Origin of the sequence: Nitratireductor rhodophyticola, assembly GCF_019891355.1 — a bacterium.
Lineage (GTDB): Bacteria > Pseudomonadota > Alphaproteobacteria > Rhizobiales > Rhizobiaceae > Nitratireductor > Nitratireductor rhodophyticola.
Window position 1 is genome coordinate 133,427 of the sequence record NZ_JAHSSF010000004.1, and the last position, 14,793, is coordinate 148,219.

Here is a 14,793-nt window from a genome sequence, read left to right on the forward strand (position 1 = left end):
CCTCGTGCTCCAGATAGGATCTTGATGGCAAAGATCGGCGAAGTTTCCACACCGGTCGCATCGAGCGATGCGCTGGTCCGTGCTCGCGCGCGGGCCGCGCTGATGCCCGATCTCCTGGTGGATGCACGGCGTGTGGCCAACAATGTGATTGCCGGCTGGCACGGACGGCGCAAGCGCGGCATCGGCGAGAATTTCTGGCAGTTCCGCCCCTATGTGGAGGGTGAAGCGGTCTCACGCATCGACTGGCGACGTTCGGCGCGTGACGACCATCTCTACGTGCGCGACCGCGAATGGGAGGCGGCCCACACGGTCTGGCTCTGGGCCGATCCTTCACCGTCCATGCTCTATCAGTCTTCGCTGGCGCCGACAGCCAAGGAAGCGCGGGCGCTGGTGTTGACCTTTGCACTGGCCGAGCTTCTGTCACGCAGCGGTGAACGGATCGCCTGGCCCGGCGTGACCGACCCGTTTTCAGCCCGCAACGGCGCCGAACGGCTGGCCGCACAACTCCTGCACACGCCCGACCTGCCCGCCCGGCCCGACCTTTTGCAGATCCGTCGTTTCTCCGACGTGGTGCTGGCGAGCGACTTTCTCGACCCGGTGGAAGAAACGATCGCCTGGCTCGACCAACTGGCGAGCCGCGGCGCGCGCGCGCATCTAATCGAGATCGCTGATCCGGCGGAAGAAAGCTTTCCCTATGCCGGGCGTACCGAGTTTGCCGACCCTGAAACCGGCGAGAAGCTGACGGCGGGACGTGCCGAAATGCTGGCCGACGATTACCGCCGGCTTTATCTCGCCCGGCGCGAGGAACTGGCCGGCTGGTGCAAACGGCTCGGCTGGAGCTATACCGTGCATCACACGGACCGACCTGCCGCACAGGCGCTGGTCGCCGTGCACAATGCCATGAGCGCGGATGCGGGCTTTGGCGCGGAGGGCGGCCTGTGAACTGGTTCTCCCTGACCTTCGCACAACCGTTCCTGCTGTGGGGCCTGATCGCCCTGCCGGTGATCTGGTGGCTTTTACGCCTCACTCCACCACGCCCGCAGACGGAAACCTTTCCACCGCTGAAAATTCTGGCACGCGTGGTCAGGCGCGAAGAGACACCGCACAAGAGCCCGTGGTGGCTCACGCTGCTCAGGCTGCTGCTTGCTGCACTGGTGATCCTCGCGCTGGCCGATCCGGTGCTGAACCCGCGCGAAAAGGCGGCGGGGGAAGGCTCGGCCCTCGCCATCGTGCTCGACAATGGCTGGGCTTCGGCACCCGACTGGGAGGAGCGCGTGGCGACCGCAGCGCGCCTGATCGAAGACGCCCGCGCCAATGAACAGCCCGTGGTGCTGGCACTGACCGCGGAAGAACAGAACCAGGAGATCGGGCCCTTCGATGCAGACACCGCTCTGGAGCGTTTGAATGCGGCGCAGCCACGGCCTGTACCGGCCAACCGGCCGGCGATTTTTGGACGCGTGGCAGGAGTGCTTTCCGATTTTCCGGGTGCGGCAATCGCCGTGCTTTCCGACGGGCTGGCAATGAGCGGTGACGAAGCGGCCTTCGCCGAGCTTTTCTCCGGCGGGCCCGCCGAAGTGCTCTGGGCTGAACCGGAACGGCTTTCGCTGCTCGCCGCAACCGATGCGCAGAACATGGCGGAAGCCTTCGAAGTGACGGCGACGCGCGCAGCGGGCGACACCGGTCCCCGCCAGGCGGTCGCCTTTGCCAGCGACGACCGGGGCCGCCGCATCGCCGAAACGACAATCACGTTCGGCGCGGGCGAAACCCGGGCGACGGGCGCCATGCGCCTTCCTTTCGAGCTGCGAAACGACTTCGTGTCCGTGGGGATTGAGGGCCAGAATCAGGCCGCCGGCCTGCGCGTGCTCGATGAAAACAGCAAGCGTCGGCGCATTGGCCTGATTTCGCAGAGCGAAGCGGATCAGGCGCAGCCACTGCTTTCGCCGCTCTACTATATCGAACGGGCGCTCGCGCCCTTCGCGGACCTCATGCAGCCTTCCAGCGCCGAGCTGACGGAAGCGTTACCGGAGCTTCTGGAGCAGAACCCGGCGGTCATCGTCATGGCCGATGTGGGTACGCTGCCGGCAGCCCCGCGTCAGGCGCTGATCGACTGGGTGAACGGCGGCGGCACGCTGGTGCGCTTTGCCGGACCGCGTCTGGCTGCTGCCGACAATGACGAAGACCTTCTGCCCGTGCGCCTCAGGCTGGGTGAACGTTCGCTGGGCGGTGCGCTCTCCTGGACCGAGCCGCAGCCCGTTGCGGAATTCCCGCCCAATGGTCCCTTCTCCGATCTCGCGCCACCGCGCGACGTGACGGTGAACCGGCAGGTTCTGGCCGAACCCTCGCCCGACATCGTGGAGCGGAGCTGGGCAAACCTGGCCGATGGCACGCCGCTCGTCACCGGCGTTTCGCGCGGCGAAGGCCAGATCGTGCTCTTTCACGTAACCCCCGAAGCCACCTGGTCGAACCTGCCGATTTCCGGCAGTTTCGTGGAAATGCTGCGCAGGATCGTCCAGCTCTCACGCAATCAAGGGGCGCTCAACAATGCGGGAGCAGAAGGCGGGCGAGCGCTTGCACCGTATCGCCTGATTTCGGCGGAAGGGCGCCTCGTGCCGCCTTCCGGCGAGGCCGAGCCTCTTACCGCAGACACAAACGCCGTGACACTGAAACATCCGCCCGGCCTCTATGGCAGTGAGGAAGGCGTGGTGGCGCACAATCTGCTTGCGCCCGACGCGGAGCTGATCCCGATCACGCGACCCGAGGCCTCTGCCCCGATCAGCGCCATTTCCTACGGTCTCGACGAGCAGCAGCCTTTGAAAGGCCCGCTCTTTGCTACAGCCCTTGCCCTTCTGGCGCTAGACACACTCGCCGTTCTCTGGCTCGGGGGACGGCTGCGCCGCAAACCGCAACTGGCGAAGGGTGCGGCCACCCTATTGGCCATGGCCCTGACGCTTGCCACGATGTCACCGGATGCAGCCCGCGCGCAGGACGAGCGCACCGGCGAGGCAGACGCGATCGAGGCGATTTCGCAGACACGCATCGCCTATGTCATCACCGGACTTTCCTCGCTCGACGCCACGAGCCGCGCCGGTCTTCAGGGACTGTCGACCTTTCTCGCCGCCAAAACGGCTCTGGAACCGGGCGCTCCCGCCGGCGTCGACATCGCCACGGATGAACTCTCTTTCTATCCGCTGATCTACTGGCCCATCGACCCTGACGCACCGATGCCGAGCGAAGAGGCCATCGCCCGGATCGACGCCTACATGCAGTCTGGCGGAACGGTTCTTTTCGACACGCGCGACCAGTATTCGAGCGGGTTTGGCTCGGATGCCGTGACGCCTGCCACGCAGCGCCTGCGCGATATCCTTTCCGGCCTCAACGTGCCGCCGCTAGAACCGGTGCCGGACGATCATGTGCTGACGAAATCCTTCTTCATCCTGCCGGAGTTTCCAGGCCGCTATCGCGGCAGCCCGCTCTGGGTGGAAGCATCCCTCGGTTCCTCCACCCGCACCGACCGGCCTGTGCGGGTGGGCGACGGGGTAACGCCGATCATGATCACCGGCAACGATCTGGCCGGGGCGTGGGCACTGGACGCCAGCGGCGAGCCGCTTCTGCCGACCGTGCCGAACGACCCGCTGCAGCGCCTTTATGCCTATCGCGCGGGCGTCAACATCATGATGTACATGCTCACGGGCAACTACAAATCGGACCAGGTGCATGTGCCGGTCCTGCTGGAACGGCTGGGGCAATAGCATGAACTGGTCGCTCAGTTTCGAACCATTTTTCCCCTGGCCCGTTCTGGCGGCGCTGCTGATACCCGGGGCGCTCCTTGCATTCGCCGGGCTGTGGACACGGCAGCGCGGCGCGTGGCTCAGACTTGCAGCACTGGCAGCACTTGGCGCTGCGCTGGCCAATCCCGTGCTTCTCGATGAAGAGCGCGAACCGCTCAAAAGCGTGGTGGCCGTGGTGGTCGACGAAAGCCAGAGCCAGACCACCATCGACGGTCGCAGCGCCATGACCGACGAGGCGGCTGCCGAGCTGGAGGCAAGGCTCGCCCGCTTCAGGGAATTCGAAACCCGTGTGGTGCGCACCGGGCGCACCTCCTCGGCAACAGAAAACGCACAGACGCACCTTTTCGAGGCACTCGACAGTGCGCTGCGTGACGTGCCCCCCTCCCGCGTTGGCGGCGCGGTTCTGATCACCGACGGGCAGGTGCATGACATTCCCGATAATGCGGCAGCGCTCGGCGCCCCGATCCATGGCCTGATCACCGGCGAGGCCGACGAGATGGACCGCCGCATCCGCTTCGAACGCGCGCCGCGTTTCGGCATTGTCGGCAAACCGCTGGAAATGACCTATCGGGTCATTGCCACAGGCGACCAGCGCGGCCCGGTGGATGTCCGCGTCATCATCAACGGCGAGGAACTCTTTATCGAGGAGGCGCTGATCGGCCGCGAGACGCTGCTCGAGATCGACGTGCCGAATGCCGGTCGCAACATCATCGAACTGGCCATAGACCCCGTCGACGGGGAACTGACGGGTGTGAACAACCGCGCGGTCGCGCTGGTCGACGGCATCCGCGAAAACCTGCGCGTGCTGCTGGTTTCGGGCGAACCGCATTCGGGCGAGCGCACCTGGCGGAACCTGCTGAAATCCGATGCTTCGGTGGATCTCGTTCACTTCACCATTCTGCGCCCGCCGGAAAAGCAGGACGGGACGCCGATCAACGAGCTTTCGCTGATTGCCTTTCCGACGCGCGAACTCTTTGTCGAAAAGATCGACGATTTCGACCTGATCATCTTCGACCGCTACCAGCACCGCGACGTGCTGCCGATCCTCTACTACGACTATATCGCCGAATATGTGGAGAATGGCGGTGCGCTGCTGATCGCGGCGGGGCCGGAATTCGCCGGCAACCAGTCCATCGCCCGCACGCCACTGATCGCCGCCCTGCCCGGCCTGCCGACAGGCGATGTGGTGGAACAGGGTTTTTATCCGCGCCTCACCGAGACCGGCGAACGCCATCCGGTGACGCGCGGCCTTGAAGGGGCGGCGTCCGAGCCTCCGGCATGGAGTCGCTGGTTCCGCCTGATCGGCATCGACCGGCCAGACGGTCAGGTGGTGATGCAGGGGGCCAACGAGCAGCCGCTTCTCATTCTGAACCGCAAGGGCGAGGGTCGTGTCGGCATGTTCCTCTCCGATCAGGGCTGGCTGTGGGCCCGCGGTTTCGAGGGCGGCGGCCCGCATGTGGCGCTCTATCGTCGCATCGCCCACTGGCTGATGAAGGAGCCGGAGCTCGAGGAAGAGCGCCTTTCGGCGGCGGGCCGCGGCATGCGGCTCGAGATCACACGCCAGACAATGGAAGAAAGCGCGCCGCAGGCCGAGATCACCACGCCTTCCGGGAACACGCTATCGGCCGAGCTTGGCCCCGCCGGGCCCGGCCGCTTCTCCACAAGCCTGGAGACAAATGAAATAGGCATCTACAGCATCGCCAATGGCGATCTGACAACGCTCGCCCATGTGGGACCGGTGAACGCGCCGGAATTCGGCGACATGATCTCCACGGAGGAAAAGCTTGCGCCGGCCGCCGATGCGACAGGCGGCTCGGTGCGCAGAATTGCCGATAACGACCTGCCCAATATCGTACCCGTGCGCCGCACCGGCAGCGCATCGGGCAATGACTGGATCGGGTTCAGAACCACCGATGACAGCATCCTGAAAGCGGTGCGCCGGGTGCCTGTCTTCACCGGATTCCTGGCGCTCGCGCTGCTGCTCTTGGCCTTCGGGGCAATGTGGTATCGCGAGGGGCGCTGAACGCCGGCGCCCAAGCCGGCTTCAGCAATTGTAGGTCACCGGCTCACCGGCGCTGTTCCGTGTTTCGCAGAGGCGCTCTTTTCCCGGAAAGCCGCCCTTCACATAGGGTGGCGGCGTGGCGCTCCCGGTCAATGCGCCCGGCCCGCGCTGCTCCACGCTGTAGGGTTCGGGAGAAAGGCATCCTGTCAAAAGGAGAGAGGCGCACGAAAATATTATGAAATAACGCATTTATTTTTCTCTGTACAAATTTCTACAATAACAAATATAATCAAAAATCACCTATAAATAGGCAATCTGTATTCCACAATTAGTCCCCAGAGTCGAGATTATCTTGCAAGTGCGGCGTGCGTAACGTCGCCCTTCAGCGTCGCCACCGCCCCTTTTTGCAGTTCGGCGGCCAGAAGGCGCTCTGCATCGACCGGGCGCGGCATGGAAAGCTGGCCGTTGGGAATCTTCTGAAAGCCGAGCGGGCCATAGTAAGGGGCATCGCCGACGAGCACGACGGACCCCGCGCCGGCTTCGCGCGCGGCCTCGACGGCAATGGCCACAAGCTTGCGGCCAATGCCTATGCTCTTGAAGGCGGGCCGCACCGCAAGCGGGCCGAGCAGGAGCGCCCGCCCCTCGCCGGCTGCGATCCATGTCATGCGAACCGAGGCGATGACGTGGTTTTGATGAACGGCCACGAAGGAGAGTGCCCGGTCATGCGGACCGCCCTCACGAATTTTATAGGCAGCGCGCGTGAAACGACCGGGGCCGAAGGCTTCTTCGTTGATGAGTTCGATTTCAGCGTCGTGGGCCGGCTCTTCCGGCAGGTAGTGAATGTCAGCAGAAGACATGAGCAGTTATTCCGGTGGTCGCGAAAGGTGGAGGCGGCCGCAGGCGCGCCTGCCCCATGCCAGGGGCCTTCAGTCCTTTCGTCGTCGCTCCACCAGAAACCGGATCATTGCCGTGCATTTTCCTCGCTGAAGGGAATTCCCGCTACCAGCATTTTTCCGCCTCGTCCACTGCAACTTTGCCACTGAACGGAATTTGTTGACGCAGCGTTTACGGTCCAGACGGTTGGGTTTGCCGGGGCAATGCCCTACATCCGGCGCAAACAAAGGAGTTTTTGAATGGGTTTGCTCGTTGAAGGTGTCTGGCACGACAAGTGGTATGACACGTCGAAAACCGGCGGCCGCTTCGAGCGGTCCAGGTCGCAGTTCAGGGATTTCGTCACAAGGGACGGCGCGCCGGCAGAAGGCCGCGAGCGCGGCTTCAGGGCCGAACCCGGTCGCTATCATCTCTATGTCTCGCTTGCCTGCCCCTGGGCACACCGCACATTGATCTTCCGCAAGCTGAAGAAGCTCGAAGACGTGATTTCCGTATCGGTCGTCCATCATTTCATGGGCGAGAACGGCTGGACCTTCCTGAAGGAGGACGGCGCCACGGGCGACGACCTCTACGGTTTCGACTTCATGCACCAGATCTACACAAAGGCAGACCCGGGCTATTCCGGTCGCGTCACCGTGCCGGTGCTGTGGGACAAGAAGACGGAAACCATCGTCTCCAACGAGTCGGCTGAAATCATCCGCATGCTGAACGGGGCGTTCGATGAATGGGGTGACGCAAGTGTGGACTTCTACCCCGAAAATCTGCGCAGCGAGATCGACAGCATCAACGCGCTTGTCTACGACAACATCAACAATGGCGTTTACAAGGCAGGCTTTGCGACAACGCAGGAAGCCTATGAAGAGGCGTTCGGAGCTCTCTTTGCCGCACTCGATCAGGTGGAAGAGCGGCTCTCACGCCAGCGCTACCTTGCCGGTGAGAGGCTGAGCGAAGCCGACTGGCGGCTCTTCACCACGCTCGTGCGCTTCGATCCGGTCTATGTCGGCCATTTCAAGTGCAACCTGCGACGCATCGCCGACTATCCAAATCTGTCGAACTATCTGCGCGAGCTCTACCAGGTGCCGGGCGTGGCCGGGACGGTCGACCTGCTGCACATTAAGGCGCACTACTATGGCAGCCACAAGACGATCAACCCGAGCGGCGTGGTGCCTCTTGGGCCGGAACTTGACCTGACGGCCCCGCACAATCGCGACCGGCTGGCGAAGGCAGCCTGAGGTTTCCCACACGCCAGGGCGCGCGCTACCATTCATCCGAGACGGGCGCGTCCTCAAATATCTCGGCAATGCGGCGACGGGTGCCGTCGCTGGTGCCAGCGGGCAATGCGTCCACCGGGAAGAAGCGCGCCTCGGCGATCTCACGGTCAGGCACATGCGGGTGTGTCTGGCGGAAACGCGTGATCAGATAAACCGCCACATGATCGCGATTGCTGGCCATGCGGTTGAAGTGAAAAGACTTTAGTTCGGGCCGTGAGAGAAGCTCGATATTGCCTTCTTCAACCAGTTCACGGGCGAGGGCCGCTTCGGTGCTCTCGCCCGGCTCTACCCCACCCCCGGGAAAGTGCCAGCCCTTCACATAGGTGTGTCGCACCAGAAACACCGCGTGGTTTTCCTGATCGTAGACGACCCCGCGCATGCCCAGTGTCATGGGGCGGCTCAGGCGCAGCCAGAAATGGAAAAGCCGGGCGCTGAGAGGCGGCCAGGGGCGCTGCGGGGTCGTTACGTTCATATGCTGCATCCTGTGGGGTGGTCAGGGCGTTTTGCGTGTTCTACACACGAAGCATGTTTCGCCTCGCGCATTTTTCCGACATCCATCTGGGGCCTCTCCCCGCAATAAGCTATCGGGAGCTCGCTTCCAAGCGCATCACCGGCTACATCAACTGGCGGCGCAACCGGCGGCTCAATCTTGACCACGGGCTGATCGACCGCATTACCGACGACATGCTGGCGGCCGCGCCCGATCACATTGCGCTTACCGGCGATCTGGTCAACCTTGCCCTCGACAAGGAGATCGAGATGGCGCGGCTTTGGCTGGAAAGCCTCGGCCCGGCGGACAAGGTTTCGGTGGTGCCCGGAAATCACGACGCCTATGTGCCGGGTGCGCTGGCACGCTGCTGCCGCGCCTGGGCGGCCTATATGACCGGCGATGACGGCAGGCAGCCGAAAGGCAAGGGTGGCTTCCCCTATCTGCGTGTGCGCGACAGGATCGCCATCATCGGCGTTTCCTCGGCGCGCGCCACCGCGCCTTTTCTGGCGAGCGGACATTTCTCCAGGGCACAGGCCAAAAGGCTGGCGAAGATGCTCGATGCCACGGGGGAGGCCGGGCTTTTCCGGGTCATCATGATCCACCACCCTCCGGTGCGCGGCGCGACCCACGCAGCGAAACGGCTCTATGGCATCAAACGGTTCCAGAAGCTCATCCGCAAGCACGGTGCGGAGCTTGTGCTGCACGGGCACACCCACAAGCCGACCGTGCATCGCATCGACGGACCGAATGGGGAAACAGTGCCCGTGGTGGGTGTTGCCGCTGCCGGTCAGGCCCATGGGAGCGCCAAGCCGCCCGCGCATTACAATCTGTTCGAAATCGACGGAACGCCGGGCGGCTGGGAAGTCCGCTTCTCCCGGCGCGGTGTCACCGATGGCAATGGCACGATCGGAGAGGTTTCAGGAGCCTTGCTCAGCGGCGAAAAGCAGGTCGGCTGACCACGCTCAGGACGCGCGAAAGCGCCTCCACACGGCGGTGCCGGAACAAACCATTCCGACAGCCACGCCAAGCGCCAGAGACATGGCGCCAAGCTCCATCAGGGCAAACGGTTCATGCAGAACGCCTTCTGCATCGACGTAGCTGCCGATCCTGACCACAGCAGCCAGACAGGCAATACCGACGGAAACCAGAAACAGGGCGCAAAAAAACAGAAACTTCATAACAATCACTCGCAATCGGCCCCTTCAACCCAGGGTAAACCGATAAACGAGGCGAAAATTTGTGGCTTCAGAAACGGGACAGAAGCGTCTCCAGTTCGGGAAAACGGTCCCACATGGCGACGGCAACGGTGACGACACCGACCACGCCCCCCAGAAGCACGAGCCCGAGACCACCGAAGAAGCCGCGCCACGCGCTCCTGTAAGGCGCAGCAGGCGCAACCGCTTCTTCCGTCCCGCTGTGGCGCGGCAGCACCTCGACATCGCCCTCAATGGCGCGGTGGCGCTCGACCATACGCTCGGCAATATAGCGGGTGACCTGATCCGCGACCGGCGCGATATCGGTGCTTTCGGCCAGGACCACCCGGCCAAGCCGCGTGTCGCGCAGGAAGCGGTAGGTCCGGCGGTCCCGTCCCATCGCCACATGGGCGACGGCATCGATCCATAGTCTCGGCTGCTCTCCCGAAGAAATGGCAAAGTCAAAGGAAGGATCGTCCGCCGGCACATCGGCGAAGACCGGCTGCAGTTCCTGAGCCAGCAGCTCGAGCCGCGTGCGGCTCGCCTCACGCATGTCGACGACCACATCCGCCCTGTCGGCAGCCGCGTTCTTCATCTCGCGCATCGCGTCTGAAAGACTGCGCACATTGGTAACCGAAACGGCGGACTGACCAGCCTCACTCATGGGCGGGACTCCTGACGAAACTTAGCGTTAACCCATCGTTAACATGGCTAAAACAGAAAATCATCACGTTTTGTTCCGCCTGCCGATAGGGCATGCGAAGCAAAATCCGCGAATGACATGGCAGAAGCGGGAGGGCGCCTTCAGGCGTCGGGCAGGCTCTGTGCAATGATATGGGCCACCGCCTGCGGTCTTTCTTCCGGCAGCATGTGACCGGCACCCTCCAGATGATGAAGGGTGAAGGCCCTGGGCGCGTTCTCCGCCTGACGGGGTGGCAGTACGGCGTCGAGCGTGCCCCATGCGAGATGGACCGGCATGGAGAGGGCCTCAAGCATATGGGCCGGAAATGCGCCCTGCTCACCGTCACGAACGATCACTCCCGAAATCTCGATGAGTTTTTCGCGTTGCCCGGCCACGGCATTCAGCGCGATGGCTTCGGCCACACTTTCGGGCGAAACGGTGCAATGCGTTCCGAACATGCCCTGCATGGCGGCCGCGATCTCGCTGTCGGTGCCGGCCTGTGCGCGTGTCATCATCAGGTCGCCGGCGATCTCCCGCCCGAAGCCGCCCGGTGCGAGCAGCGCCAGGGAAGCTACGGCGCGCGGTGCGAGATGGGCGGCAAGGACCGCGACCGCGCCGCCGAAGGAATGGCCGGCCATGTGACAGCGCGCAATACCGCGGGTTTCGAGATCATCAATGACGGCCTGCGCGGTCGCCTTTGCCCTGCCCGCCCCCGGCAGATCGATCGAGCGGGCATGACCGGGAAGATCATAGGCAATGGTGCGAAGACCGGAGGGAAGCGCCCGGCGCACACCCTCCCAGACGCGGTGGCTGCCGGCAAAGCCGTGCAGCAGAACGAGGGCACGTGCGCCCTCGCCCGTGTCTTCGGCATAAAGTGCGCCCGTCAACCGACGATCCGGTTGGCCGCCGACACCACTGCCTCGAGCGAAGCCGTGACAATGTTGGTGTTGACGCCCGCACCGAAGAGCTTGCCGCCGGGATGCTGGACTTCCATGTAGCAGATGGCTGCCGCATTGGAGCCCTGCTGCATGGAGTGCTCGGAATAATCGACCACCGACATATCCACGCCCAGATGCTTGGAGAGCGCGTCGATAAAACCGTCGACGGGACCCGTCCCCACGCCCTTGATGACGGTTTCCTCACCCCTGTCCATGATCGTCGCCTCGACGATGCGCTGCCCCTTCACGCTGGTGTCGGGAAACGTCTGGTGATCGACGAACTTGATGCGCGCTCCAGGCTGCTCGACATAGAGCTCCATGAAGCGCTCGTAGATCTGCTTCGCAGGCAGCTCCCTGCCCTCGCGGTCGGTGATCTCCTGAATATCCTCGCGGAACTCCACCTGCAGGTTTCGCGGCAGGTTGAGGCCGTAATCGGCCTGCATGACATAGGCGATGCCGCCCTTGCCCGACTGGGAGTTGATGCGGATGATCGCCTCGTAGGAGCGGCCCACATCCTGTGGATCGATAGGCAGATAGGGCACTTCCCAGAGCGGCTTGTTGGCCGTCTTGATGGCCTTCATGCCCTTGTTGATCGCGTCCTGGTGGGAGCCGGAGAAGGCGGTGTAGACCAGTTCGCCCACATAAGGGTGCCGCTCGGGGATGACGAGCTGGTTGCAGTATTCGTAGACATCCTTCATGCGGTTGATGTCGGTGCAGTCCAGCTCCGGATCGAGCCCTTGCGTGTACATGTTGAGCGCCAGGGTCACGACATCGACATTGCCGGTGCGCTCGCCATTGCCGAACAGCGTGCCCTCGACCCGGTCGGCGCCCGCCATCAGGCCGAGCTCGGTGGCGGCGATGCCTGTGCCGCGGTCGTTGTGGGGGTGCAGCGAGATGATCAGGTTTTCGCGCTGGTCGAGATTGCGGCACATCCATTCGATCTGGTCGGCATAGATGTTGGGTGTCGACATCTCGACGGTGGACGGCAGATTGATGATCAGTTTGTTGTCCGGCGTCGGATTGATGATCTCGATCACTTCATTGCAGATATCGAGCGCAACATCGAGCTCGGTGCCAGTGAAGCTCTCGGGAGAATACTGGAAACGGTAACCGCCGCCGGCCTTCGCGGCCATGTCCATGACCATCTTGGCCGCATCGGTGGCGATCTGCTTGATGCCGGCGACATCCTTGCCGAACACCACGCGGCGCTGCAGCTCGCTGGTGGAATTGTAGAAGTGAACGATTGGCCGGTTGGCGCCCTCCAGCGCCTCGAAGGTGCGGGTGATCAGTTCGGGCCGGCACTGAACCAGAACCTGAAGTGAAACATCGTCGGGTACGCCGCCTTCTTCGATGCACCAGCGCGCGAAATCGAAATCCGTCTGCGAAGCGGAGGGGAACCCGATCTCGATCTCCTTGAAACCCATATCCAGAAGGAGCCTGAACATGCGCGCCTTGCGCTCATGCCCCATCGGATCGATCAGCGCCTGATTGCCGTCACGCAGGTCGACCGAACACCAGATCGGCGCCTTCTCAATACGTTTCGAGGGCCATGTCCGATCTGCAATATCGATCTGCGGATAGGGCTGATACTTGATCGAAGCGTCCGACATTCCCTTGCGCTTCGGTGAAGCTGCGCCGTCTTTTGCCTGGTTTTGTGCCATGTCAGTCATCGTATTCTGCGCGTCCATTCCATTTTCTCCCGGCACCGGTTGCGTGCGCTTCGCACGGCGGGCCTGTCAACAGTAAAGTGCGGTTTTGGAGAAAGAGCTTCTGCCGTGCGGCGACATCGATCGCCGGGCGCTCCTTCAACGGACCCGGCGATCGCCGATAAGGCCGAGAAGAAGAAGGCTTGAAGCAAGCGCGCGCACGGTCGCGCCGGCAAAGGCGGCACGAGCGGAGAAAGAAACTGTCTGGCGCGTCATCATGGAAGCTTCCTTAAACGACGCCGGCGCGGCTGGCAAGTGGATCGTCGCGCGGCCAGCAGGCCCTGTTCTTGACACCGGGTTCGCGATCTGTATTTTACCAAAAAGATAATTAACTAATTGGTGAAATAAATGCAGAGCGACGCGCTGAGCGCCACATTCTCCGCCCTCGCCGACCCGACCCGGCGGGCGATGCTCGCCCGGCTGGCCGAGGGCGAAGCGACCGTCAACGAACTGGCGGAACCCTTCGAGATGACGCTGCCGGCCATCTCAAAGCACCTGAAGGTTCTGGAGAAAGCCGGCCTCGTCTCGCGCGGAAAAAACGCACAGTTTCGCCCATGCCGGCTCGAGGCAGGCCCGTTGAAGGACATTGCCGGCTGGGTGGAGGCTTACCGCCGCTACTGGGACGAAAGCTTTGACCGTCTCGACAGCTACCTGGAAGAATTGCAGAAGGAGCAACCGCGATGAGTGTGGAAACAACGCAGAAAGCCGATGCCGAACTCACCATCCAGCGCGTGTTCAATGCCCCGCGCGACCTCGTCTTCGAGATGTGGACCCGCAAGGAGCATCTGGATCGCTGGGGCTGCCCGGAAGGCATGACCATACCGGTCTCCGAAGGCGACATCCGCACTGGCGGATGGTTTCGCACCTGCATGCGCGGCAGTGACGGCGCGGAACACTGGGTGAGTGGAGCCTATCGTGAAGTCTCGCCGCCCGAACGCATCGTCTTCACCCACGCCTGGGATGACGAAAAGGGCGATCGCGGCCACGAAACCGTCGTGACCATTTCCTTCAGCGAAACCGCAGACGGAAAAACCCGCATGCATTTTCACCAGGCATTCTTTGCCTCGGATGCCTCGCGCGACGGCCATGCGGAGGGGTGGACCTCCTGCTTCAGGCGATTGGACGCACTGCTGACGCAGGCGGCGTAGCAACAAAACACGACGGAGGAGTGCAGCAATGGAACCGCAAACCGTATCACGCGAGGAATGGCTCAAGGCGCGCGAGGCGCTGCTGGCAAAGGAGAAGGCGCACACACGGGCAGGCGATGCACTGGCCGCCGAGCGGCGACTGCTGCCCCGTGTCAGGGTCGAAAAGGACTATCGTTTCGTGGATGGCGAGGGCAGCCACGGGCTTGAGGCGCTTTTCGAAGGCCGCAGGCAACTGATCGTCTATCACCACATGCTGAAACCCGCCGACCCCGCCCCCTGCTCCGGCTGCTCAATGTTTGTCGACAATCTGGGGGATCCCGCGCATCTCAACGCCCGCGACACCAGCCTGGCACTCGTTTCACGCGCACCGGTGGAGGACATCGAGGCGTTCAGAAAGCGGATGGGCTGGACCCTGCCCTGGTACTCCGTGATGAACTCCACCTTCAACGCAGATCACGGGGTGGAAGGCGGCTTCGGCCTGAACGTCTTTTTGCGCGAGGGTGGATCGATCTACCACACCTACCACACCAGCGGCCGCGGGGTCGAAGCACTCGGCACGAGTTGGACCCTGCTCGACCTGACGCCCTATGGACGGCAGGAGACATGGGAAGCGTCACCCGAAGGCACACCGCAGAGCGCGCCCTATCGCTGGTGGCGGCTCCATGACGAATACGCCTGAGGCGG

The 14,793-nt window shown here is 63.1% G+C and carries 14 protein-coding genes; 8 read left to right on the forward strand and 6 right to left on the reverse strand.

From position 1 onward, the window contains the following. Positions 1-24: 24 nt before the first annotated feature. Genes KUG85_RS16090 through KUG85_RS16100 form a run of 3 tightly spaced genes read left to right on the forward strand, consistent with a single transcriptional unit; the run spans position 25 to position 5,811 of the window. On the forward strand, positions 25-942 hold the full coding sequence (locus KUG85_RS16090; protein ID WP_223006018.1) for a DUF58 domain-containing protein: 918 nt from the start codon (positions 25-27) through the stop codon (positions 940-942). Further along, positions 939-3,749 (forward strand): DUF4159 domain-containing protein, encoded by a 2,811-nt coding sequence (locus KUG85_RS16095; protein WP_223006019.1) that lies wholly within the window; start codon positions 939-941, stop codon positions 3,747-3,749. Before KUG85_RS16090 ends, KUG85_RS16095 begins: the two co-directional genes overlap by 4 nt. A 1-nt stretch (position 3,750) precedes the next feature. Next, complete coding sequence (locus tag KUG85_RS16100) at positions 3,751-5,811, forward strand: hypothetical protein (RefSeq protein ID WP_223006021.1); 2,061 nt, start codon at positions 3,751-3,753, stop codon at positions 5,809-5,811. A 326-nt stretch (positions 5,812-6,137) separates the two neighbouring features. Here KUG85_RS16100 and KUG85_RS16105 read toward each other — a convergent pair whose 3' ends face one another. Continuing rightward, a complete protein-coding gene (locus KUG85_RS16105; RefSeq protein WP_223006023.1) occupies positions 6,138-6,647 on the reverse strand; it encodes a GNAT family N-acetyltransferase in 510 nt (169 codons plus the stop codon). 276 nt (positions 6,648-6,923) lie between these two features. Here KUG85_RS16105 and KUG85_RS16110 point away from each other — a divergent pair, with 276 nt between their 5' ends. Further along, positions 6,924-7,913, forward strand: a complete 990-nt coding sequence (locus KUG85_RS16110; protein WP_223006025.1) for a glutathione S-transferase family protein — start codon at positions 6,924-6,926, stop codon at positions 7,911-7,913. Positions 7,914-7,938: 25 nt separating this feature from the next. Here the strand turns inward: KUG85_RS16110 and KUG85_RS16115 are convergent, their stop codons facing one another. Then, positions 7,939-8,424: an NUDIX domain-containing protein gene (locus KUG85_RS16115; protein WP_223006027.1), complete on the reverse strand. Its 486-nt coding sequence runs from the start codon at positions 8,422-8,424 to the stop codon at positions 7,939-7,941. A 53-nt stretch (positions 8,425-8,477) separates the two neighbouring features. Between KUG85_RS16115 and KUG85_RS16120 the strand changes: the two genes are divergently transcribed. Next, complete coding sequence (locus KUG85_RS16120) at positions 8,478-9,398, forward strand: metallophosphoesterase family protein (protein WP_065815476.1); 921 nt, start codon at positions 8,478-8,480, stop codon at positions 9,396-9,398. A gap of 6 nt (positions 9,399-9,404) precedes the next feature. Here KUG85_RS16120 and KUG85_RS16125 read toward each other — a convergent pair whose 3' ends face one another. The 4 genes from KUG85_RS16125 to leuA form a co-directional block, all read right to left on the reverse strand. Continuing rightward, the gene (locus KUG85_RS16125) at positions 9,405-9,620 is read right to left on the reverse strand and encodes a DUF3955 domain-containing protein (RefSeq protein WP_223006029.1); all 216 of its coding nucleotides are present in this window, start codon (positions 9,618-9,620) and stop codon (positions 9,405-9,407) included. A 67-nt stretch (positions 9,621-9,687) separates the two neighbouring features. After that, entirely contained in the window at positions 9,688-10,299 is a 612-nt protein-coding gene (locus KUG85_RS16130) for a hypothetical protein (RefSeq protein WP_223006031.1), read from the reverse strand. A gap of 140 nt (positions 10,300-10,439) precedes the next feature. Next, complete coding sequence (locus tag KUG85_RS16135) at positions 10,440-11,204, reverse strand: alpha/beta fold hydrolase (RefSeq protein WP_223006033.1); 765 nt, start codon at positions 11,202-11,204, stop codon at positions 10,440-10,442. Continuing rightward, complete coding sequence (gene leuA, locus KUG85_RS16140; protein WP_407673705.1) at positions 11,201-12,865, reverse strand: 2-isopropylmalate synthase; 1,665 nt, start codon at positions 12,863-12,865, stop codon at positions 11,201-11,203. Before leuA ends, KUG85_RS16135 begins: the two co-directional genes overlap by 4 nt. Positions 12,866-13,309: 444 nt before the next feature. Between leuA and KUG85_RS16145 the strand changes: the two genes are divergently transcribed. The 3 genes from KUG85_RS16145 to KUG85_RS16155 are packed head-to-tail and all read left to right on the forward strand — an operon-like array spanning position 13,310 to position 14,788. Beyond that, entirely contained in the window at positions 13,310-13,645 is a 336-nt protein-coding gene (locus tag KUG85_RS16145; protein WP_065815480.1) for an ArsR/SmtB family transcription factor, read from the forward strand. Further along, a complete protein-coding gene (locus KUG85_RS16150; RefSeq protein ID WP_065815481.1) occupies positions 13,642-14,109 on the forward strand; it encodes an SRPBCC family protein in 468 nt (155 codons plus the stop codon). Before KUG85_RS16145 ends, KUG85_RS16150 begins: the two co-directional genes overlap by 4 nt. Before the next feature lie 28 nt (positions 14,110-14,137). After that, positions 14,138-14,788 (forward strand): DUF899 domain-containing protein, encoded by a 651-nt coding sequence (locus KUG85_RS16155; protein ID WP_223006037.1) that lies wholly within the window; start codon positions 14,138-14,140, stop codon positions 14,786-14,788. The last annotated feature ends 5 nt before the right edge of the window (positions 14,789-14,793 follow it).

Coding starts and splice junctions, on each gene's coding strand:
- KUG85_RS16145 (WP_065815480.1), top strand. CDS start 13,310: ATGCAGAGCGACGCGCTGAGCGCCACATTCTCCGCCCTCGCCGACCCG.
- KUG85_RS16090 (WP_223006018.1), top strand. CDS start 25: ATGGCAAAGATCGGCGAAGTTTCCACACCGGTCGCATCGAGCGATGCG.
- KUG85_RS16100 (WP_223006021.1), top strand. CDS start 3,751: ATGAACTGGTCGCTCAGTTTCGAACCATTTTTCCCCTGGCCCGTTCTG.
- KUG85_RS16120 (WP_065815476.1), top strand. CDS start 8,478: ATGTTTCGCCTCGCGCATTTTTCCGACATCCATCTGGGGCCTCTCCCC.
- KUG85_RS16130 (WP_223006031.1), bottom strand. CDS start 10,299: ATGAGTGAGGCTGGTCAGTCCGCCGTTTCGGTTACCAATGTGCGCAGT.
- KUG85_RS16155 (WP_223006037.1), top strand. CDS start 14,138: ATGGAACCGCAAACCGTATCACGCGAGGAATGGCTCAAGGCGCGCGAG.
- leuA (WP_407673705.1), bottom strand. CDS start 12,865: ATGTCGGACGCTTCGATCAAGTATCAGCCCTATCCGCAGATCGATATT.
- KUG85_RS16125 (WP_223006029.1), bottom strand. CDS start 9,620: ATGAAGTTTCTGTTTTTTTGCGCCCTGTTTCTGGTTTCCGTCGGTATT.
- KUG85_RS16115 (WP_223006027.1), bottom strand. CDS start 8,424: ATGAACGTAACGACCCCGCAGCGCCCCTGGCCGCCTCTCAGCGCCCGG.
- KUG85_RS16150 (WP_065815481.1), top strand. CDS start 13,642: ATGAGTGTGGAAACAACGCAGAAAGCCGATGCCGAACTCACCATCCAG.
- KUG85_RS16110 (WP_223006025.1), top strand. CDS start 6,924: ATGGGTTTGCTCGTTGAAGGTGTCTGGCACGACAAGTGGTATGACACG.
- KUG85_RS16105 (WP_223006023.1), bottom strand. CDS start 6,647: ATGTCTTCTGCTGACATTCACTACCTGCCGGAAGAGCCGGCCCACGAC.